Annotated in this window: 20 protein-coding genes and 1 pseudogene; 12 read left to right on the plus strand and 9 right to left on the minus strand. The window is 67.8% G+C overall.

From position 1 onward, the window contains the following. Positions 1 to 6 precede the first annotated feature (6 nt). Positions 7 to 663, minus strand: coding sequence for a CPBP family intramembrane glutamic endopeptidase (locus tag ACWF82_RS07925; RefSeq protein WP_452499114.1), 657 nt, complete (start codon positions 661 to 663; stop codon positions 7 to 9). Positions 664 to 715: 52 nt separating this feature from the next. Next, positions 716 to 1,441, minus strand: a complete 726-nt coding sequence (locus ACWF82_RS07930; RefSeq protein ID WP_452499116.1) for an SIR2 family NAD-dependent protein deacylase — start codon at positions 1,439 to 1,441, stop codon at positions 716 to 718. Between the two features lie 93 nt (positions 1,442 to 1,534). On the opposite strand from ACWF82_RS07930, the gene ACWF82_RS07935 reads away from it, so the two are divergent. After that, positions 1,535 to 2,278, plus strand: coding sequence for an SCO6745 family protein (locus tag ACWF82_RS07935; RefSeq protein WP_452499118.1), 744 nt, complete (start codon positions 1,535 to 1,537; stop codon positions 2,276 to 2,278). Between the two features lies 1 nt (position 2,279). Here ACWF82_RS07935 and ppk2 read toward each other — a convergent pair whose 3' ends face one another. After that, positions 2,280 to 3,215 carry a polyphosphate kinase 2 gene (gene ppk2 / locus ACWF82_RS07940; RefSeq protein WP_452499120.1) on the minus strand — a complete coding sequence of 312 codons (936 nt, stop codon included), beginning with the start codon at positions 3,213 to 3,215 and terminating at the stop codon, positions 2,280 to 2,282. 182 nt (positions 3,216 to 3,397) lie between these two features. Here ppk2 and ACWF82_RS07945 point away from each other — a divergent pair, with 182 nt between their 5' ends. Next, on the plus strand, positions 3,398 to 4,876 hold the full coding sequence (locus ACWF82_RS07945; protein WP_452499122.1) for a sugar porter family MFS transporter: 1,479 nt from the start codon (positions 3,398 to 3,400) through the stop codon (positions 4,874 to 4,876). A gap of 4 nt (positions 4,877 to 4,880) precedes the next feature. On the opposite strand, the gene ACWF82_RS07950 is transcribed toward ACWF82_RS07945, so the two are convergent. Next, positions 4,881 to 5,825, minus strand: a complete 945-nt coding sequence (locus ACWF82_RS07950) for an AraC family transcriptional regulator (protein ID WP_452499124.1) — start codon at positions 5,823 to 5,825, stop codon at positions 4,881 to 4,883. A 143-nt stretch (positions 5,826 to 5,968) separates the two neighbouring features. Between ACWF82_RS07950 and ACWF82_RS07955 the strand changes: the two genes are divergently transcribed. Continuing rightward, positions 5,969 to 7,054, plus strand: a complete 1,086-nt coding sequence (locus ACWF82_RS07955; protein ID WP_452499126.1) for a metallophosphoesterase — start codon at positions 5,969 to 5,971, stop codon at positions 7,052 to 7,054. A gap of 39 nt (positions 7,055 to 7,093) precedes the next feature. Beyond that, a complete protein-coding gene (locus ACWF82_RS07960) occupies positions 7,094 to 7,705 on the plus strand; it encodes a class I SAM-dependent methyltransferase (protein WP_452499128.1) in 612 nt (203 codons plus the stop codon). A gap of 41 nt (positions 7,706 to 7,746) precedes the next feature. Here the strand turns inward: ACWF82_RS07960 and ACWF82_RS07965 are convergent, their stop codons facing one another. Genes ACWF82_RS07965 through ACWF82_RS07975 form a run of 3 tightly spaced genes read right to left on the minus strand, consistent with a single transcriptional unit; the run spans position 7,747 to position 9,908 of the window. After that, positions 7,747 to 8,556, minus strand: a complete 810-nt coding sequence (locus ACWF82_RS07965) for an SDR family NAD(P)-dependent oxidoreductase (protein ID WP_452499130.1) — start codon at positions 8,554 to 8,556, stop codon at positions 7,747 to 7,749. Between the two features lie 39 nt (positions 8,557 to 8,595). Further along, positions 8,596 to 9,087 carry a hypothetical protein gene (locus ACWF82_RS07970; RefSeq protein WP_452499132.1) on the minus strand — a complete coding sequence of 164 codons (492 nt, stop codon included), beginning with the start codon at positions 9,085 to 9,087 and terminating at the stop codon, positions 8,596 to 8,598. After that, complete coding sequence (locus ACWF82_RS07975) at positions 9,084 to 9,908, minus strand: alpha/beta fold hydrolase (protein WP_452499133.1); 825 nt, start codon at positions 9,906 to 9,908, stop codon at positions 9,084 to 9,086. The genes ACWF82_RS07970 and ACWF82_RS07975 overlap by 4 nt, the downstream gene beginning before the upstream one ends. A gap of 252 nt (positions 9,909 to 10,160) precedes the next feature. Here ACWF82_RS07975 and ACWF82_RS07980 point away from each other — a divergent pair, with 252 nt between their 5' ends. The 5 genes and pseudogenes from ACWF82_RS07980 (at position 10,161) to ACWF82_RS08000 (ending at position 13,211) form a co-directional block, all read left to right on the plus strand. Then, on the plus strand, positions 10,161 to 10,799 hold the full coding sequence (locus ACWF82_RS07980; RefSeq protein WP_452499135.1) for a TetR/AcrR family transcriptional regulator: 639 nt from the start codon (positions 10,161 to 10,163) through the stop codon (positions 10,797 to 10,799). 78 nt (positions 10,800 to 10,877) lie between these two features. Further along, positions 10,878 to 10,976, plus strand: a pseudogene (locus ACWF82_RS07985) (OsmC family protein); the annotation flags it as partial. Positions 10,977 to 11,216: 240 nt separating this feature from the next. After that, complete coding sequence (locus ACWF82_RS07990; protein ID WP_452499137.1) at positions 11,217 to 11,654, plus strand: DUF6745 domain-containing protein; 438 nt, start codon at positions 11,217 to 11,219, stop codon at positions 11,652 to 11,654. A gap of 80 nt (positions 11,655 to 11,734) precedes the next feature. Continuing rightward, a complete protein-coding gene (locus ACWF82_RS07995; protein WP_452499139.1) occupies positions 11,735 to 12,883 on the plus strand; it encodes an RNA-guided endonuclease InsQ/TnpB family protein in 1,149 nt (382 codons plus the stop codon). A 16-nt stretch (positions 12,884 to 12,899) separates the two neighbouring features. Further along, a complete protein-coding gene (locus ACWF82_RS08000) occupies positions 12,900 to 13,211 on the plus strand; it encodes a DUF6745 domain-containing protein (RefSeq protein ID WP_452499141.1) in 312 nt (103 codons plus the stop codon). Positions 13,212 to 13,217: 6 nt separating this feature from the next. Here the strand turns inward: ACWF82_RS08000 and ACWF82_RS08005 are convergent, their stop codons facing one another. Beyond that, on the minus strand, positions 13,218 to 14,072 hold the full coding sequence (locus ACWF82_RS08005) for an alpha/beta fold hydrolase (RefSeq protein WP_452499143.1): 855 nt from the start codon (positions 14,070 to 14,072) through the stop codon (positions 13,218 to 13,220). A 56-nt stretch (positions 14,073 to 14,128) separates the two neighbouring features. Here ACWF82_RS08005 and ACWF82_RS08010 point away from each other — a divergent pair, with 56 nt between their 5' ends. Further along, positions 14,129 to 14,743, plus strand: coding sequence for a TetR/AcrR family transcriptional regulator (locus tag ACWF82_RS08010; protein WP_452499145.1), 615 nt, complete (start codon positions 14,129 to 14,131; stop codon positions 14,741 to 14,743). Between the two features lie 3 nt (positions 14,744 to 14,746). On the opposite strand, the gene ACWF82_RS08015 is transcribed toward ACWF82_RS08010, so the two are convergent. Next, entirely contained in the window at positions 14,747 to 15,700 is a 954-nt protein-coding gene (locus tag ACWF82_RS08015; protein ID WP_452499147.1) for an endonuclease/exonuclease/phosphatase family protein, read from the minus strand. Positions 15,701 to 15,842: 142 nt separating this feature from the next. Here ACWF82_RS08015 and ACWF82_RS08020 point away from each other — a divergent pair, with 142 nt between their 5' ends. After that, complete coding sequence (locus tag ACWF82_RS08020; protein WP_452499149.1) at positions 15,843 to 17,204, plus strand: M20/M25/M40 family metallo-hydrolase; 1,362 nt, start codon at positions 15,843 to 15,845, stop codon at positions 17,202 to 17,204. A gap of 27 nt (positions 17,205 to 17,231) precedes the next feature. After that, positions 17,232 to 17,759, plus strand: coding sequence for a YbhB/YbcL family Raf kinase inhibitor-like protein (locus ACWF82_RS08025; protein WP_452499151.1), 528 nt, complete (start codon positions 17,232 to 17,234; stop codon positions 17,757 to 17,759). Positions 17,760 to 17,800: the final 41 nt, after the last annotated feature.

The following is a 17,800-nucleotide window of genomic DNA, read 5'->3' on the forward strand; positions in this document are numbered from 1 at the left end:
CGCGGGTCACGCCGTCACAGCGCCGTGAAAGAAGAAGTCACCGAGGCCGATGGTGAACACGAGACAGCCGTAGAGCGCGTGCTCGATCGAGACGGTCAGCAGGGAACGGGTGCGGCGGTATCGTTCGGCGAACAGCCACCCGGCGGCCGCGCTCAGCGCCACCGACAGCCAGCTGCCGAACATCAGGTGCACGAACCCGAACGCGGCCGCACTGGCCGCAACCATCCGGACACCGTCACCGAACACCGGCGCGTAGCGGTGGAACAGGAAGGCGCGGAACAACAATTCCTGTGGATACACACTGACCAGCGGATAGAACACCAGCACCAGCAGCCAGATCAGCGGGCGCTCCCGCGGCAGGTCCAACAGCGATCCCGGACGCAACAGCGCGACCGCGACACCGAGCACGACCGCCGCCACCGCCCACAACCCGAGCATCCCGGGCAACGCGCCGCGCAGGGCATCGGCCCGCCAGAAATCACGACGGTCGAACCCGGTCCGGCGCAGATACACCACCACACACCCGGCCACGACCAGCAGGAACGGCAGCGGGCTGACACCGCGCAGGAACACCGCGTATATGCCGGCGACTCCGAAGAACAGTCCGGCGAATTCGACTGTGAGCCATGTCTTCCGGCTGCCGAGGCCGGTATCGACGGTCATGTCCCGAGACTAGCCGCGGCGCCGGGATCGCGCCGCCGGCGAGTCGAGCGAGTCAGGCGAGGGTGGCCAGCAGCGCGGGCAGTGCCGTGCCGATGGGTTCGCGGATCACCTCGTCGGCGAGCGCGTCATAGGGCGTCGGCTCGGCATTGACGATGATCAGCCGCGCCCCGTGCTCGGCGGCGATGCCTGCCAGCGACGCGGCGGGCTGAACCTGCAGGCTCGTGCCGACGGCGATGAAAACCGTGCATGCCTGCGCGATCGTCATCGCCTGCCCGAGGACCTCCGGATCGAGCGCTTGACCGAACATGACCGTCGCGGTCTTGAGGATGCCGGCGCAGCGCAGGCACGCGGGATCGTCTTCGCCCGCCGCGATCCGGTCCAGCGCGGCCTCGGTGGTAGTGCGGTCCTCGCACGCCGTGCAGACCACCGCGCGGGCATTGCCGTGCAGTTCCAGGACCTTGCGGTCGGGCAGACCGGCGAGCTGATGCAGTCCGTCGACATTCTGGGTGATCACCCGCACCGCCACCCCGGCGTCAGCCAAGGCGGTGACGGCCAGATGCGCGGCATTGGGCCGGGCGCGCCAGGCCGGGTGTTCGCCGCGCATGAGCCAGGATCGGCGGCGGATGTCGGGGTCACGCATGTAATAGTCGTAGGTGACCAGTTTCTCGGCGTCGGGATCGCGCTGCCACAAGCCGTTCGGCCCGCGATAGTCGGGGATGCCGCTGTCGGTGGAAACACCGGCGCCGGACAGGATCGCCACGAGGGGCCGGCCGTTCATGAGTTCAGCGTAGGGCAACTGAGGGCTGCCCAATCTGGCTATGGTGCGCTAAAGTCTGCCTGGAGGACGTACACAGCGGAAGGTGGTCGGACGATGACGGCGACAGCGGTCAAACAGCAGGTGCTCGAACTCGGTGGGGCGTTCATGCTCTCGCGCGAGGTCAGGGACTTCGGGAACACGGTCGGGGTCCCCGGATTCCACGGCACCTACACCCGCGGGCGCGGCGGCGTCCTCGGTGACGTCGACGCCGATGTGGTCTCGGCGGCCTTCGGCTTCTTCGAACCCGGATGTGTCCGCGCCGCATGGGAATCGGTGCCGATGCCCGCCGCCGACGCGGCCGCGGCCTACCTGGCCGCCTGTCACGACTTCGGCCGCCGCAAGCTCGCCGGCTTCGACGAGGCCGACGCCGCTCGCCTCGCCGGACTGCTGGGCCGCGTCGTCGACGCCGCGCCCTCGGCGGGGCTGCCGTTGTTCGCAGGCTGGCGCGCGATGCCGCTGCCCGGCGACGGCAAGGCAGCGCTCGTGCAGGTGAGCCACGTCCTGCGGGAACTGCGCGGCGGTCTGCATTTCATCGCCGTGACCGCCAACGGGCTGACCCCGCTGCAAGCGATCCTGATCGCGGGCTCACCGATGTCGGACGGCCCGACCCACGCGCGACTGCTCGGCTGGTCCGAACCGTTCGAGGAGGTCACCGACGAGATGCGGGCGCGCTGGGACGCCGCCGAGGCGCTGACCGACGAGCTCATCGCCCCCTGCTTCGAGGTACTCGACACCGGCGAACGCGACGAGCTGGCGGTCCTGCTGACCGCGGCACACCGGGTGATGCTGGTGCGCTGACTCAGGAACCGAGGACGTCGCGACCGCGGCCCACGATCAGCGGGTCCGCGGTGGCGACGATCTCGTCGTCCTTGTTGTCGTACTCGAACCGGTTGAGCACGTGGCGCATCGCGTTCAGGCGCGCCCGCTTCTTGTCGTTGCTCTTGACCACGATCCACGGCGCGTAGTCGGTGTCGGTGTGCTCGAAGTTCTCTTCCTTGGCCGCGGTGTACTGCTCCCACTTGTCCAGCGAGGCCAGATCCATCGGCGAGAGCTTCCAGTGCCGCACGGGGTCGACCTGGCGGATCGCGAAGCGGGTGCGCTGTTCCAGTGGCGACACCGAGAACCAGAACTTCACCAGATCGATGCCGTCGTCGACGAGCATCCGCTCGAACAGCGGCACCTGCGCGAGGAAGCGCCGATGTTGTTCCGGCGTGCAGAAACCCATCACCCGTTTGACACCGGCACGGTTGTACCAGGAGCGGTCGAACAGCACGATCTCACCGGCCGCGGGTAGGTGCTCGACATAACGCTGGAAATACCACTGGGTGGATTCGCGGGCCGAGGGCTTCTCCAGCGCCACCACCCGCGCGCCGCGCGGATTCAGATGCTCCATGAACCGTTTGATGGTGCCGCCCTTGCCCGCGGCGTCGCGGCCCTCGAAGACGATGACGATGCGACGGCCGGTCGCCTTGGTCCAGTTCTGCAGCTTCAGCAGCTCGATCTGCAGCAGCCGCTTGTCGAACTCGTAGCCGGTGCGCGAGAGGCGTTCGTCGTACGGGTAGCCCTCCCGCCAGGTGTCGACGATCAGGCCGCCGGGCTCGGTGAGCAGGACGGGATCGTCGTCGTCGCTGTCGTCGACGGAGAACGCCGTGGTGTCGGCGAGATTCACTGCGGTGGCGAGATCGGCGATCTCGCTGAGGTCGCGGGGGATCGTGCGCGTCGCGGCATCGGTCATCTGCCGGACGCTAACCGACGACCGTGTCGCCGAGGTGAACACGCGGTGCGGGCCGCCGGTGGCGCTGCGCTCGTGCGCGTGTCCTCGACGACATCGGTCCGCAGGTCAGGGCATACTGCGACCTGGCCCACCCAGTGCTCAGCGTGGCATCCGCCTGCCGCGCCGCGGAGAGGACGACGCCGATGTCCGACGGAGGTTCCTTCACCGATCAGTCCGCCGCACCCGACGAGGAAGGCGCGGCGGGCAACCACATCGTCCGGATCGCGTCCGTCGCGGCGCTGGGCGGTCTGCTGTTCGGCTTCGACAGTGCGGTGATCAACGGCGCGGTCGCCGCGATCCAGGACGAATTCGGTGTCGACGACGCCGTTCTCGGCTTCGCGGTGGCCTCGGCCCTGCTCGGCGCCGCCGCCGGTGCGATGACCGCGGGCCGCATCGCCGACCGGATCGGCCGGATCAAGGTCATGAAGATCGCGGCCGCGCTGTTCTTCCTCAGCGCGGTGGTGACCGCGTTCGCGCCGAGCGTCTGGATCCTGGTGATCGGGCGCGTCATCGGCGGCCTCGGTGTCGGCGTCGCCTCGGTCATCGCCCCCGCCTACATCGCGGAGACCTCACCGGCGCGCATCCGCGGCAGACTCGGATCGCTGCAGCAGCTCGCGATCGTGCTCGGCATCTTCCTGGCACTGCTCGTCGACTACGTTCTCGCCGAGATCGCGGGCGGGGCCAGTGAGACACTGTGGTTCGGTCTCGACGCCTGGCGCTGGATGTTCCTGTCGATGATGGTGCCCGCGGTGGTGTACGGCGTACTGGCCTCGACGATTCCGGAATCGCCGCGCTACCTCGTCGCGACGCACCGCATCCCCGAGGCACGCAAGGTCCTGACGGTGCTGTTCGGCGAGAAGAACCTCGAACTCACCATCGGCCGGATCGAGGCCAGTCTCGAGGGTGATGTGAAGCCGTCGTGGAAGGACCTGCGCCGCCCCGCAGGCGGGATCTATCCGATCGTGTGGGTCGGTCTGCTGCTGTCGGTGTTCCAGCAGGCCGTCGGTATCAACGTGATCTTCTACTACTCGAATGTGCTCTGGGAGGCCGTCGGATTCGAGGAGTCGCTGTCGTTCCAGATCAGCGTGTTCACCTCGGTGGTCAATATCGCCACCACCATCGTCGCGATCATGCTCATCGACCGGATCGGGCGCAGGCCGCTGCTGCTGATCGGTTCGATCGGCATGACCATCACCTTGGCCACGATGGCGGTGTGCTTCGGCACCGCCGACCAGGTGCCGAACGACGAGGGCGTCCTGGAGCCGCAGCTGACCGGCGCGAGCGGCCCGATCGCGCTGGTCGCGGCGAATCTGTTCGTCGTCTTCTTCGGCATGAGCTGGGGTCCGGTGGTGTGGGTGCTGCTCGGAGAGATGTTCCCGAACCGGATCCGCGGCGCCGCGCTCTCGCTGGCCGCGGCCGGTCAATGGGCCGCGAACTGGGCGATCACCGTGTCGTTCCCGAGCCTGAAGACCTTCTCGCTCGGCTTCGCCTACGGCATGTACGCGGCGTTCGCCCTGCTGTCGCTGCTGTTCGTGTCCCGGTTCGTGCCCGAGACCAAGGGCATGTCGCTCGAGGACATGGATGCCGCGACCGGAGTCGGGCGGCCCACCTCGGCCGTGTGATCGCCTACGGGCGCACCAACTGCCGGTAGTCGGCCGGTGTCGCGCCCACCGACTCCCGGAACGCGCGGTGGAACCCGGACTCGCTACCGAAACCGCAGGCCGCGGCGATCGCCCCCATCGACTGATAGCGCTCGCGCTGTAGCAGCTTCTTGGCGCGATCGATCCGGATCTCGCGGATATGGTGGGCGATGCCGCCACCGCCGACGATCCGGTACAGCGTCCGCCGGGACACGCCGCACGCCGAGGCGACCGTGTCGGCACCGAGTTCGGGATCGCCCGCGTGACTGTGCAGGAAGTCGAAGACCTGTTGACGCAGCAGCGCCGTGATCTCCTCCGGCTCGCTCTTGCGCCCCGCCGCGGTCGCGACGGCCGCGCCGAACAAGCCGAGGGCGTGCGGGACCAGCGGGGCTGCCTGGGCCGGGTCGGTGGAGACGAGGTCGAAAAGGGAAGTGAAGCACGAGGCCACGACCGGTGCGACGGTGCCGGGCCCGAAGGCTTGGGCGGTCAGCGAGCGGGTGTCGGTGACCGAGATGCTGTGTTTCGGGACCTGCACCACCAGTTCCTCGAACGTCGCCGTCCAGGTCGCGGTGTAGGGGCGGGTGCTGTCGAGGAGGATCAGCGTGCCCGGCTCGGCGGCAACGGTGCGGCCGTCCTGTTCGAGAACCGCCTGCCCGTCGAGGGCGATGACGCCGAGGATGCAGTCCTCGGCGTCGGCCTGCAGGTCGACCGGGCGTCGGCGCGCACGCTGGGCGTCGGCCCTGACTCTCGACAGGCCGACGGAGTTCTCCAGCGTGGCGTACTCGATCCGGGCGTGGAAGTCCGCCGGGGTCAGCGGATCGACCTGCATCCGGACATACATCGCGCAGACGCTGTCGCGCCAATAGTCGAAAGCCTCGCGGGCGGAAACGCTCTCGGTGCTCAGCACGAGGGGAGACATCCGGTCGGGCATCGGCCCAGTATCCAACGGGCAACCGTCCTTGTCGCCCGATCGTCGTGATAGCCACGATCCGGAGCGTGTCGCGTGCGGAGTCGTGCCGTTGATGTGCGCGGTGTAAGTTTCCCTCGATCCCTGACCAGAAGGTGAGTATCCCCGTGTCGCACTCCACCACCGATTCCACGCCGACAGGGTTCGGCCGACGGGAAGTTCTGGCCGGCGCGGCAGGCGTTGTCGCCGGTATCACGCTCGTCGGGCTGACGCCGGCGGCGGCCGTGCCCGCCGAGGTGCCGAAGTTCGCACCACGGGCGGGTAGCACCGCCCGGATTCTGATCACCGGTGACGCCGGAACGGGCAGCCGCACGCAGTGGGCGGTCGCCGACGCCGCGCGCGCGTTCCATGCTCGTGAGCCGTTCACGATGGCCGTCGGTCTCGGCGACAACATCTACGAATCGGGCCCCGACGGTCCCGATGACGTGCAGTTCGCCACGAAGTTCGAGGATCCCAATGCGGGACTGGACTTTCCGTGGGCGATGGCGCTGGGCAACCACGACACCTCCGGTGTATTCCCCGGTGACGGCGGCTGGCTGGTCCGCGGCAACCACGAGGTCGAGTACCACGCGACATCGCCGCGGTGGTGGATGCCGAGCCGCTACTACTCGGTGCGGGTGCCCGAACAGAACCCGGTGGTGGAGCTCTTCGTCCTCGACGTCAACCCGCTCGCGGCCTACATTCCACCGCTGCTCGACCCGTACTGGTCGGTCGACGGGCAGTACATGAACGAACAGCGCGCCTGGCTCGACCGCGCCCTCGCCGAATCCACCGCGCGGTGGAAGATCGCCTGCACCCACCACCCGTACCTCAGCAACGGTCCGCACGGCGACGCGGGCAACTACGAGGGCCTGCCGATCGAGCCGCTCAACGGTGTGCACGCCAAACGGTTCTTCGAAGATCATGTGCTGGGCAAGGTGTCGTTTCTGCTGTCGGGCCACGACCACACGTTGCAGGTGCTCGAACCGACCGCCGCGTCGAAGGGCACCCGCCAGATCATCTCGGGCGCGGCGGGCAAGACGGCCAGCGGCCACGCCGCGACCGGATCGCGGCACCCTGCCCTGTACGAGACCCAGCACGAACTGGGCTTCATGGTCATGGATCTGACCCCGGACAAGGTGAACCTGCGTGTGGTCACGGTCGACCCCGGGTCGGGCGCGGGCACCCAGGTCTTCGACCGCCGACTGGCCTGATCGACGGCGGTTCGCTGCCGGCAGGAGGATGATCGGGGGATGGGCTTCTATACCGACCGGATCCTGCCGCACATCGTCGACACCGTGTGCGGGGTGGCCAACAACGATCCCCTGCGCCGCCGCACCTGCGCCGGTCTGCACGGCGAGGTGCTCGAAGTGGGGTTCGGGTCGGGGACCAATGTCGGGTTCTACCCGGACGCGGTGAAGCGGGTCAGCGGTGTCGAACCCGCGGACATCGCGTGGAAGATCGCGGCGAAGCGGGTCGCGGCGAGCCGGGTCCCGATCGAGCGGGCCGGGCTGGACGGTCAGGCGCTGCCGTTTCCGGACGCGACCTTCGATACCGCGCTGTCGACGTTCACGCTGTGCACCATCCCCGACGTCACGACCGCGCTGGCCGAGATCCGCCGCGTGCTCAAGCCCGGTGGAACACTGCACTTCGTCGAACACGGCCTCGCTCCCGACGCATCGGTCCGGACCTGGCAGCACCGGCTCGATCCGATCCAGCAGCGGATCGCGGGCGGATGTCACCTCGTGCGCGACATCCCCGGATTGATCAGCGACGCCGGGTTCGAGACCGTCGAACTCGACCGGTTCTATCAACCCGGCGCCCCGAAGGCCTTCGCCGCGTTGTCGCTGGGTGTCGCGCGCTGATTGGAATCATGCCGAGCACAGGGCGAGTTTGTCGCTGACGGTTAGGGTATTTTGTCGGCTAGTTCTTCCGGTCCGACGGGCACGACCATTGCGTAGGTGCCGGCTGCCGCGCGGCGGGCCAGGGCGCGCGGCAGAAGTCGCATCAGTGTTGCCGTCAGGGTATTGAGACGGCCGGGAAAAACGAGGGCACGGCCTCGTTCGTTGGCGATCAGGGCCTTCTTTGCCACGAATTCCGGGTCGGTCCATATCGCTGAGGGCAATGCTGAGGCATCGACTCCGGCGCGGGTCTGCAATTCGGTTCGGGTGTATCCGGCGCAGACGCAGGTCACGGTGATTCCCTTGTCCCGCAGCTCGTGGTGCAGTGATTCGCTCAGCGAGATCAGTGCTGCTTTGCTGGCGCCGTAGGAAGCCAGGCCGGGGGCGGCGGCAATTCCTGCCAGGGAGGCGATATTGAGGATGCGGCCACCAGGTTGCATCGATTGCGCCGCGGCGTGGCACAACCGCAGGGGTACGACCGCATGCAAGATCAGCTGCCCGACTTCGGGTGTCAGTTCGAGATCGGCGAAGGCTCCGTAGGTTGTGTATCCGGCGTTGTTGATGAGTAGTTGCACCCGATCACGGAGACGGTCTTCGACGATACCGAGGTCGTGTTCGTTCAACAGGTCTGCGACGAGGACCTCCGCTCCGATCTCGCTGGCCAGTTTGTCGAGACGGCGGCGATCGCGTCCCACTGCCACAACGCGCCAGCCCTGCCGCGTGAGCACGCGGGCGAAGGCGGCACCGATGCCGCTGCCGGCCCCCGTGATCAGGGCCGTTCGTTCCAGGTCACTGCCATGAGTTTCGCGTTCCATGGATCGTCCTCTGAATAGTTTCTGTGATTGAATGCCGGTTCAGATGCGAGGGACCGGATGGTCGAGTAGGCGTAGGACCGGGTCGATGCAGCCGGGAGCGTCGGCGAGGGCGTGGCTGGTGAATTCGATGATGGCCAGTTCGTGACGGACGACGTAGTCGAAGAACTGGGCCTCGGGGGTGTTTTCGTAGTGGCGTGCGAGGCGGTGGAAGGCGGGCAGGTAGCGGGTGGTCGTTTCGCGGACCGCGCGTAGTTGCAGCCCGTAGGGCAACAGGTGCAATCCGCTGCCACCGATGCGGCCGAGGGTGTCGGCCATGGCGTTGGTCGGTGGAATAGCCAGATGGGCGCGTTCGAGGAAGGCGTTGACGCCGGCCTGGGTCCGGATCTCCAACTCGTGCAGGGCTTGCCAGCCGGCGCGGCGGCGGGAGGACGAGGCGTGGTCGGCAGCGGCGGCGAAGAAGGACGAGCCGAGGTCTTCCGATTCGACGAGACGGTGCAGATCGGCGGTGATGCGGGTGGGGATCGTGGTCATGGTTTCACCTGGATTTCTGTGTCGGTAGAGAGGAATTCGGCGACGATCCGATTGAATTCGTTGGGCTGTTCGAGCATCGGCAGGTGCCCGGTACCGGGGAGGATTTCCACCTGCTGCACTGTCGGGTTGTTGGCGGCGAAGCCGCGCAAGTCGGCTACGGGAGCGATCCGGTCGAGCTCGCCGCCGATCAGCAGTGTCGGACGGGTGAGCGTCAGTGCGGCGGTGAAGTCATAACCGAATCCCTGTCGCAACGTCGATAGGGTGCCGGGACCGCCGACACCGGCGAGGAAGTGGCCGAACGTCTCTTCGGAGATGTCGTTCGGACGCGGAACATAGGGTGCCAGTGCCAGTTTTCGCGCCCAGGGGGTTCGAACGATCAGTGCCTGGATCGAGGACGGCAGCGGCAGACCCGCGGTCGCCGCTTCGATCAGGAAATTCACCAGCCCGGGGTGGCGGCACAGGGTAGTCATCGGTGCGTCGAACAGTGCCAGCACCGAGGTGATCGGGCCACCGGCCAACACGATTCGGTCCACCGTGTGGGGAAGTCCAGCCGCGACCTCGGACGCCACCAGTGTGCCCATCGAATGCCCGACCACATCGGTCCGCTCGACCTCACACCGTTGCCGCAGTGCGTCGATCACCGCCACGGCGTTGCCGATGGTCGACACCTGCGGTTTTTCGGAATCGCCGAATCCCGGCAGGTCCACCGCGATGACCCGGTGCGTGCGCGCCAGCGCCGGGATTGTTGCAGCCCAGTGCCGCCAGCATCCGCCCAGTCCATGGACGAGGACACACACGCGTTCACCGGCACCAGCCTGCATGTAAGCGACTCGACGCCCGTTGACGACGAGATCGTGCCGCTGCGGATTCGGTCGGCTCGCGGATCCGACGCTGACTGTGGAGTTTCTGCCCACCCTGGCTCCCCCTCGCACTGTCGGTGGCTCGGAGTTCGTCGTCCCACCGATCTGAAAGTCACTTTCGAGCTGAAAGTGACTTTCAGAGACTAGCGTCGCTTGGGAAGGTTCTGCAAGTCACTGTCAGTCTTCGGCAATGGGCTCGCGTATCGTTTCGGCGTGCCCGATCCCGTCCGTCAATCACAAGCGCCCGGCCTGCTCGAGCGCCGCAAGATTCAGGCGATGCTGGAAATCCAGGACGTCGCCCTGGGATTGTTCGAGTCCGACGGCTACCGCAAGGTGTCGGTGGAGCAGGTCGCCGCCGCGGCCGGAGTCTCGGCCAGCACGATCTACCGCTACTTCGGCACCAAGGAACAACTGGTTGTTTGGGATCATGTCGACACCCAAGCCCTCACCCTGCTGACCGCCGACACCGACGTCGTCACACCGGCCGAGCTACTGGCCGCGGTAACCGCTGTCGCGCCGATCATCATTGTGGCCGTCGGGCACGCGAGCGAAGAGCAACGCATCCGACGCCGAGTCCGCCTGATGACGTCCGAACCGGAGGTCCGAACCGGCGAGTTGCAACAGCTGCACAATCTGGAACACCGCATCCGGCGCTTGCTCGCCCTTCGGCTCGGCCGCGACGAGAACGACCTGACCATCCGCTACGCCGCCGCGCAGGCGGCCTGGGGATATCTCGCTGGCATCGACCATTGGGCCGCAACCGAATTCGCCGAACCCCTGACCACTGTTCTCCAGCGCACCACCGACCTGATGGTCGAAGCTGTCGGCGCCGTACTGAACACCGCTGGCTGACCAATACATCACCAGCTGATTGGTCAGGGTTCGATGCCGCGAGTGAACCTGCGGATCAGCGGTCCCGAGTCCGTGCAGCGCTATGCCGAACTGCAGCAGGCGGTCGACGCGCACTGCCAGGTGCTCGACCTGTCGACCGGTGTCACACCGGTGTGCACCACACTCGACATCGGCTGAACCGCAGGCGCGGCCGGGATTCGTTCCAGGACGCCGCCGGCGGATACGCGTAGAGCGGCAGTGTTTCGAGGTGGACGTAGCCGATGTGGCAGTCGCACACCGTCAGTGGGCGCAGTCGTGGCGGCAGTGCCGCGCGGTAGGAGCCGTCGTAGAGGTTGCCCAGTGGGGTGCGGACGAAATGGCAGCGGCGAACCTCGCCGTCGCCGTCGACCGAGATACCGAGGAACCGGTGCGGCGGGCGTGGTCGAGGTGTTCGGGCAGGCCGACGATGCCGACGCTGAACCGGATTCCGGTCTCGGCCAGCACGAGGCGGCCTGGCCCAGCGCTTACGACACCGCACCCGGACGACCACTCGACGGCATCGCCGCGGTCGCGACGGAAGTCGGCTGGTGGTGGGCCTATGAGAAGGTCGCGATCATCTCCGAGCGGCCGCTCGCACTGCACCGGGACGAGGCCGGACGCCTCGACCGCGCCGACGGCCCCACCCTGGCCTACGCCGACGGCTTCGGCCTATATGCCGGGCGCGCCATGCCGGTGCCCGCCGAATTTCTCGGCAGCCTCGACTCGTTGACGCCGCAGCGGATCCGCGACGAGGACAACGCCGAACTGCGGCGGGTCATCCTCGAGCACTACGGCTATGGGGGTGGGCCAGTGCTCCGCCCGTCGGGGTGGGGGTGAAGGCCCGCGCGGGAGGCCCTCCGGGGCCGAGCGTGCCCTGGACGGACAGTTCTGTCGTGCCCTTGGGATATGGTCGGAACATGCAGCTCCGGTACAACTTTCGCGTCTACCCGACGCCTGGCCAGCGGATCGCGTTGGCGCGGGCGTTCGGGTGTGCGCGGGTGGTGTACAACGACGCGATCCACGCGCGCGAGCAGGCGCGACGGGATGGGTTGTCGTACCCGAAAGACGCGGAACTGTCGAAAGCGCTCACCGCGGTGAAACGCACCGAGCAGCGGGCATGGCTGGCCGAGGTGTCGTCGGTGGTGTTGCAGCAAGCTCTTGCCGATGCGAACACCGCCTACCGTAACTTTTTCGCCTCGGTTACCGGGAAACGGAAAGGCCCGAAACTGGGGGTTCCCCGGTTCCGGTCGCGTCGCGACAACCGACAGGCGATCCGGTTCACCCGTAATGCGCGCTTCGAGGTGACCGTGGGCGGGAAGTTGCGTTTGCCGAAGATCGGCGATATGCGGGTCCGCTGGTCCCGCGTACTGCCGTCGGAGCCGAGCAGTGTGACGGTCGTCAAGGACGCGGCCGGCCGCTATTTCGCGTCGTTCGTCGTCGAGGTCGGCCCCGCACAACTACCCCAGGTGGACTCCGAGGTCGGTATCGACCTGGGCTTGGCCACGTTCGCGGTCTTGTCGAACGGTAAAACCATTACCTCCCCGAAGTTCCTGCGCCGCGCCGAACGTAAACTCCGCAAGGCGCAGCAGGCCCTGTCCCGTAAGGACAAGGGCAGCAAGAACCGGGCCAAGGCACGCCTTCGGGTCGCCAAAGCCCATGCGAGGGTGGCTTTCTCCCGCCGCGACTTCGCGCACAAACAGTCCACGGCGATCATCCGCGAGAACCAAGCGGTCTATGTCGAGGACTTGTGTGTGAGAGGTTTGGCGCGAACCCGGTTGGCGAAGTCGGTGCATGATGCCGGATGGGGCATGTTCACCCGGATGTTGGAGGAGAAAGCCGCCTGGTACGGGCAGACGGTCGTCAAGGTCGATCGGTTCTTCCCGTCGTCGCAAACCTGTTCGGACTGCGGGCGTGTGGACGGGCCGAAACCACTGTCGGTCCGCACGTGGTCATGCCCGTGCGGGGTGGTCCACGACCGGGACCTGAACGCTGCACGAAACATCCTCGCCGCCGGACGGGCGGAGAGGTTAAATGCTTGTGGAGGGATGGTAAGTCCTGCCGCCTAGCGGAAGGCACGTCCCTGTGAAACAGGAACCCACCGAGAGCGCCCGTGAGGGCGCTGGCAGGAATCTCCCCCTTCAGGAGGGAGAGGTCGTCAACTCACCGAATCCGATGCCCGTCCACCGCGACGACACCGGCATCCTGTGGCGGATCGCCCTCGATGGCGACGAGGACGTGGTGATGGTCGAGGTGGTCAACTCCACGCCGGAGCCGGACGGAACGAACCGCACCTACTGGCTGCGGGTTCCGCCGACGACCCGCACCGCCAGGGAAGGTGTCGCGTGGACGTTCGGGCTCGCCGCCGACGCGTACGAGCCCGTCCAGCAGACCTGAGCGGCGTCAGCGTTCCGACGGGCGCGTCGCTGTCGTGGTGAGGAATTCGGTGACCGCGGCCGCGACGGCGGCGGGCTGGTCGAGCATCGACAGGACGTAGGCGTCGTCGATCTCGACCAACCGGGCGTTGGGGATGAGGGCGGCCAGGCGGCGGCCGTGCTCGCGCGGCATCACCTTGCCTGCCGATGACCAGAGGATCAACGCTTCACCTGGGAAGTGCCGCAGCGCTTCGGTATTCGCGATCAGGGTGGGTTTGTCGTAGCCGGAGCGCATGTAGGCGAGCACGTCGGCGCGGACGCCGGGGTCACGGAGGCCGGGTTCGGTCCACCCGTGGACGAGGTCATCGGGCAGGGGGAATTTAGCCATCCAGCCGAACAGCAGGGGGTTGCCGCGGAGCCGGCGGATGCGGAGCTGGCGCAGTGCGAGGGTGACGCCACCGGGCAGGATCGAGGCCAGGATCGCGGTCTTGCCGGGGAGGCCGGGTGGGAAGTTGTCGAACGCCTCGCAGGGCAAGACGATCAGCCGGCCGACGCGCTTGTCCAGGCCGTAGGCGGTGAGGAACAGCGCGCCGCCCCAATCGGAGTGGACAAGGGTGACGTCGGTCAGGTCCAGGGCGGTGAGGAAGTCGGCGATGAGCTGGTTGAGGCCGCGCATGCTCAGGTCGGTGCCAGGGCGCAGCGGTTCGGGGTGCGCGCCGAGCGGCAGGTCGGGCAGGACGTAGCGGAAGCCGGTCGGCAGCAGGTCGATGACCGAATCCCACACGGTGTGGTTCATCAGCAGGCCGTGCAGCAGGACGACCGGCGGGCCATCGCCCTGTTCGCGGTAGTGGATGCGGCCCGCGGGCAGTTCGACGGTCGGCATGGAAACCTCCAGACGTTAGAGCGAATGCTCTAGTGCGTTTGCTCTATTCTGGAACGGTGAGCGAGAAGATGTCAACGACTACGCGGGATCGCCTGGTCGTCGCGGTCGGCGAGTTGATGCGCACCCACGGGTACAGCGCCATCACCGTCAAACAGATCACCGCCGCCGCCGAGGCGCCGATGGGATCGCTCTACCACCACTTTCCGCACGGCAAGGTGCAGATCGCGGCCGAGGCGCTGCGCGGGTCGGGCGCCGCCTACATCCAGTTGCTGCCGCTGCTGATGGACCCGCACGACGACCTCAGCGCCGCCGTGCCCGCCGCCTTCGCCGATGCCGCACGCACGCTCGAGGAGTCCGGGTGGATCAACATGTGCCCGGTCGGCACCGTCGCAGGTGAGATCGCCGACAGCGAACCCGCGCTGCGTGCGGTCGCCGCCGAGGTCGTCACGGACTGGATCGACAAGGGCACAGCGTATTTCGTCGGCCGCGGCCTCGATGAGCCGGCCGCGCGTGAGCTGATCCTCGGTGTGCTGTGCGGCTTGGAGGGCGCGTTCGTACTGGGCCGGACACTGCGTTCGACCGAACCGCTGCTCGCGGCCGGTCAGGCGATCTCGGCTCGGATCGACGCCCTGCTCGCCGCCCGCGACCGCACCGCGGCCCGGCCGGGGTGAGCGTTACCGGCGGTCGAGGACGATACGGGCCACCAGCGCTTTGTGGTCGGCACCGGGCATGGCGACGGTCTCCACGGAGGTAGCGTGTGCGCCCGCGAGCAGGACATGGTCGATGCCGACCAGCGGTGGCAGCCGTTTGTCGGTCGGATAGGTGACCAGGTGTCCGGCACCGGCTTGCTCGGCGGCGTCGGCGAAACGGCCCGACGCCATCGCGCGGAAGCGGGTGTGGTCGTAGGTGGCATTGAAATCGCCGCCGACGATCACCGGGCGATCCGCGGGCGACCGACGCAGAACGGTGTCGAGCCGCGACAACTCATCGGCCCAGACATCGGTGTCGTAGACCGGCGGGACAGGGTGAAAGGCATAGACCGAGACCGGCCCGATCTCTGGCACGGTGGCCGTGGCCGAGATCTGATTGAGGACGTAGCCGTCGTACTCGACGGTGTCCGACAACGGATACCGGCTCCAGATCCCGGTCCCGCTCGCCGTCTGGCCGGGCGCCAGATAGCGGTACGGCAGCAGCTGGTCGAGCCCGGCGGCGCCGAGGTCGGTGACGGCGGCGCGGGTGAGTTCGTTGACGGTGAGCACCGCGACATCACGGGACCGCACCACCTCGACGAGCGCGGAGGGGTCGGCGCCGTCGAACAGCAGATTGGCCTGCATGACCGTGACCGGGTGACCCGCACCGCCGCCATCGGCGATATACAGCGGCGCCTGGGTCGCCACCCCGACCGCTGCCACGACCACGGCGACCCCGGTCGCGATCCACTGCCTCGTCGCCGCGAACCCCACCGCACCGACGATCGCACCGATCATCAGATACGGCGCTCCGGATGTAGCGAGCACCAACGGCTCCGCCGGCCAACCGGTGTAGTGCAGCGCGACGCCGACCGCGCCCGCCAGCGTCGCGGCGCCTGCCAGCACGACGGTACCGACCCGAACGACCCGCGATCTCATCGCCACAGCCAAACACGCGGCCCGGTGGCGCGCCAATCCGGAATTCCGCTCAGCGCGAGTTGTAGTCGCCAGCAGCGGCGCAATCCTCGCACGCCAGGGGAGATGGCGCGGGGGAGGCGGCAGGGGTGGTAGGAAAGGGGGCGTGTCGGCATCTGGCGAGAGTTCTGGTTCGAACGAACGGTCCCGCGCGGTGGACGAGGTGGTGGAGCTGGTCAGTGCGCTGATCCGGTTCGACACCTCCAACACCGGTGAGCTGGCGACCACCAAAGGCGAACGCGAGTGCGCCGAATGGGTGGCCGCGCAACTGCAGGAGGTCGGGTACGAGACCGAGTACGTCGAATCGGGTGCGCCCGGCCGCGGCAACGTGTTCGCGCGGCTGCAGGGCGCCGACTCCAGCCGCGGCGCCCTGATGATTCACGGACACCTCGACGTCGTGCCCGCCGAAGCCGCCGACTGGAGCGTGCATCCCTTCTCCGGCGCGGTCCGCGACGGCTATGTGTGGGGTCGCGGCGCGATCGACATGAAGGACATGGTCGGCATGACGCTGGCCCTGGCCCGCCAGTTCAAGGCCGAGGGCACGGTGCCGCCGCGTGATCTGGTGTTCGCGTTCCTGGCCGACGAGGAGAACGGCGGCAAGTGGGGGTCGCAGTGGCTGGTCGACAACCGGCCCGACCTGTTCGACGGCGTCACCGAGGCGGTCGGTGAGGTCGGCGGGTTCTCGCTGACCGTGCCGCGTCCCGACGGCACCGAACGCAGGCTCTACCTGGTGGAGACCGCGGAGAAGGGGCTGGGCTGGATGCGCCTGCGGGCCAAGGCTCGCGCCGGGCACGGCTCGTTCCTGCACGACGACAACGCCGTCACCATCCTCGCCGAAGCCGTTGCCCGCCTGGGCAGGCACACCTTCCCGGTGGTGCTGTCGGACTCGGTGGCCGAGTTCCTCGCCGCCGTCAGCGAGGAGAGCGGGCTGCAATTCGACCCGGAAGGCCCCGATATCGAGGGCCAGCTGGCCAAGCTCGGCACCATCTCCCGCATCATCGGCGCCACCCTGCGCGACACCGCCAATCCGACGATGCTGCAGGCGGGTTACAAGGCCAACGTCATCCCGCAGACCGCCGAGGCCGTGGTGGACTGCCGGGTCGTGCCGGGCCGCCAGGCCGCCTTCGAACGCGAGGTCGACGAACTGATCGGCCCCGACGTGGAGCGCGAGTGGATCACCAAACTCGACTCCTACGAGACCACCTTCGACGGTCACCTCGTCGACGCGATGAACGACGCGGTGCTGGCTCACGACGCCAACGGGCGCACCGTGCCCTACATGCTTTCCGGCGGCACCGACGCGAAAGCGTTCGCGCGGTTGGGTATTCGCTGTTTCGGCTTCGCACCGCTGCAGCTGCCGCCGGAACTGGACTTCACCGCCCTGTTCCACGGGGTGGACGAGCGGGTGCCGGTGCAGTCACTGGAATTCGGCACCCGGGTACTGGAACACTTCCTCCTGCACAGCTGAGCACCGACGCCACGAATCGGAGAACCCATGAGCTACAACCCGTATGACGCACTGCCGAAGGTTCCGTCGTTCACCGTCACCTCCGCCGACATCACCGATGGTCAGCCGCTGGCCAACGATCAGGTGTCCGGGGTGTTCGGGGCGGGCGGCAAGGACATCTCGCCCCAGCTGAGCTGGTCCGGCTTCCCGGAAGGCACCCAGAGCTTCGCGGTCACGGTCTACGACCCGGACGCCCCGACCGCGTCGGGCTTCTGGCACTGGGCCGTCGCCAACATCCCGGCCTCGGTCACCTCCCTCGACGCGGGCGCGGGCAGCGAAGGCGGGACACTGCCCGCCGGCGCGGTCACGCTGCGCAACGACGGCGGGTTCCCCGGCTTCGTCGGCGCCGCGCCGCCGCAAGGCCATGGGCCGCACCGGTACTTCGTGGTGGTGCACGCCGTCGACGTCCCCGAGCTCGAGGTCGGGCCGGACGCAACCCCCGCCTACCTCGGGTTCAACCTGTTCTTCCACACGCTCGGCCGGGCCACCCTGATCGGCACCTACGAGCAGAACTGAACGCAAACGGCGGTGGCCCCGGGAGACGAATCTCCCGGGGC

The sequence above is a fragment of the Nocardia sp. NPDC055053 genome (assembly GCF_053608285.1).

Bases quoted from the DNA above. Each gene is read 5' to 3' on its own strand.
- ACWF82_RS07995 (WP_452499139.1), top strand. From the start codon at position 11,735: ATGCAGCTCCGGTACAACTTTCGCGTCTACCCGACGCCTGGCCAGCGG.
- ACWF82_RS07970 (WP_452499132.1), bottom strand. From the start codon at position 9,087: ATGACCACGATCCCCACCCGCATCACCGCCGATCTGCACCGTCTCGTC.
- ACWF82_RS07935 (WP_452499118.1), top strand. From the start codon at position 1,535: ATGACGGCGACAGCGGTCAAACAGCAGGTGCTCGAACTCGGTGGGGCG.
- ACWF82_RS08025 (WP_452499151.1), top strand. From the start codon at position 17,232: ATGAGCTACAACCCGTATGACGCACTGCCGAAGGTTCCGTCGTTCACC.
- ACWF82_RS07930 (WP_452499116.1), bottom strand. From the start codon at position 1,441: ATGAACGGCCGGCCCCTCGTGGCGATCCTGTCCGGCGCCGGTGTTTCC.
- ACWF82_RS07960 (WP_452499128.1), top strand. From the start codon at position 7,094: ATGGGCTTCTATACCGACCGGATCCTGCCGCACATCGTCGACACCGTG.
- ppk2 (WP_452499120.1), bottom strand. From the start codon at position 3,215: ATGACCGATGCCGCGACGCGCACGATCCCCCGCGACCTCAGCGAGATC.
- ACWF82_RS07965 (WP_452499130.1), bottom strand. From the start codon at position 8,556: ATGGAACGCGAAACTCATGGCAGTGACCTGGAACGAACGGCCCTGATC.
- ACWF82_RS07925 (WP_452499114.1), bottom strand. From the start codon at position 663: ATGACCGTCGATACCGGCCTCGGCAGCCGGAAGACATGGCTCACAGTC.
- ACWF82_RS08005 (WP_452499143.1), bottom strand. From the start codon at position 14,072: ATGCCGACCGTCGAACTGCCCGCGGGCCGCATCCACTACCGCGAACAG.
- ACWF82_RS08015 (WP_452499147.1), bottom strand. From the start codon at position 15,700: ATGAGATCGCGGGTCGTTCGGGTCGGTACCGTCGTGCTGGCAGGCGCC.
- ACWF82_RS07950 (WP_452499124.1), bottom strand. From the start codon at position 5,825: ATGCCCGACCGGATGTCTCCCCTCGTGCTGAGCACCGAGAGCGTTTCC.
- ACWF82_RS07975 (WP_452499133.1), bottom strand. From the start codon at position 9,908: ATGCAGGCTGGTGCCGGTGAACGCGTGTGTGTCCTCGTCCATGGACTG.
- ACWF82_RS07945 (WP_452499122.1), top strand. From the start codon at position 3,398: ATGTCCGACGGAGGTTCCTTCACCGATCAGTCCGCCGCACCCGACGAG.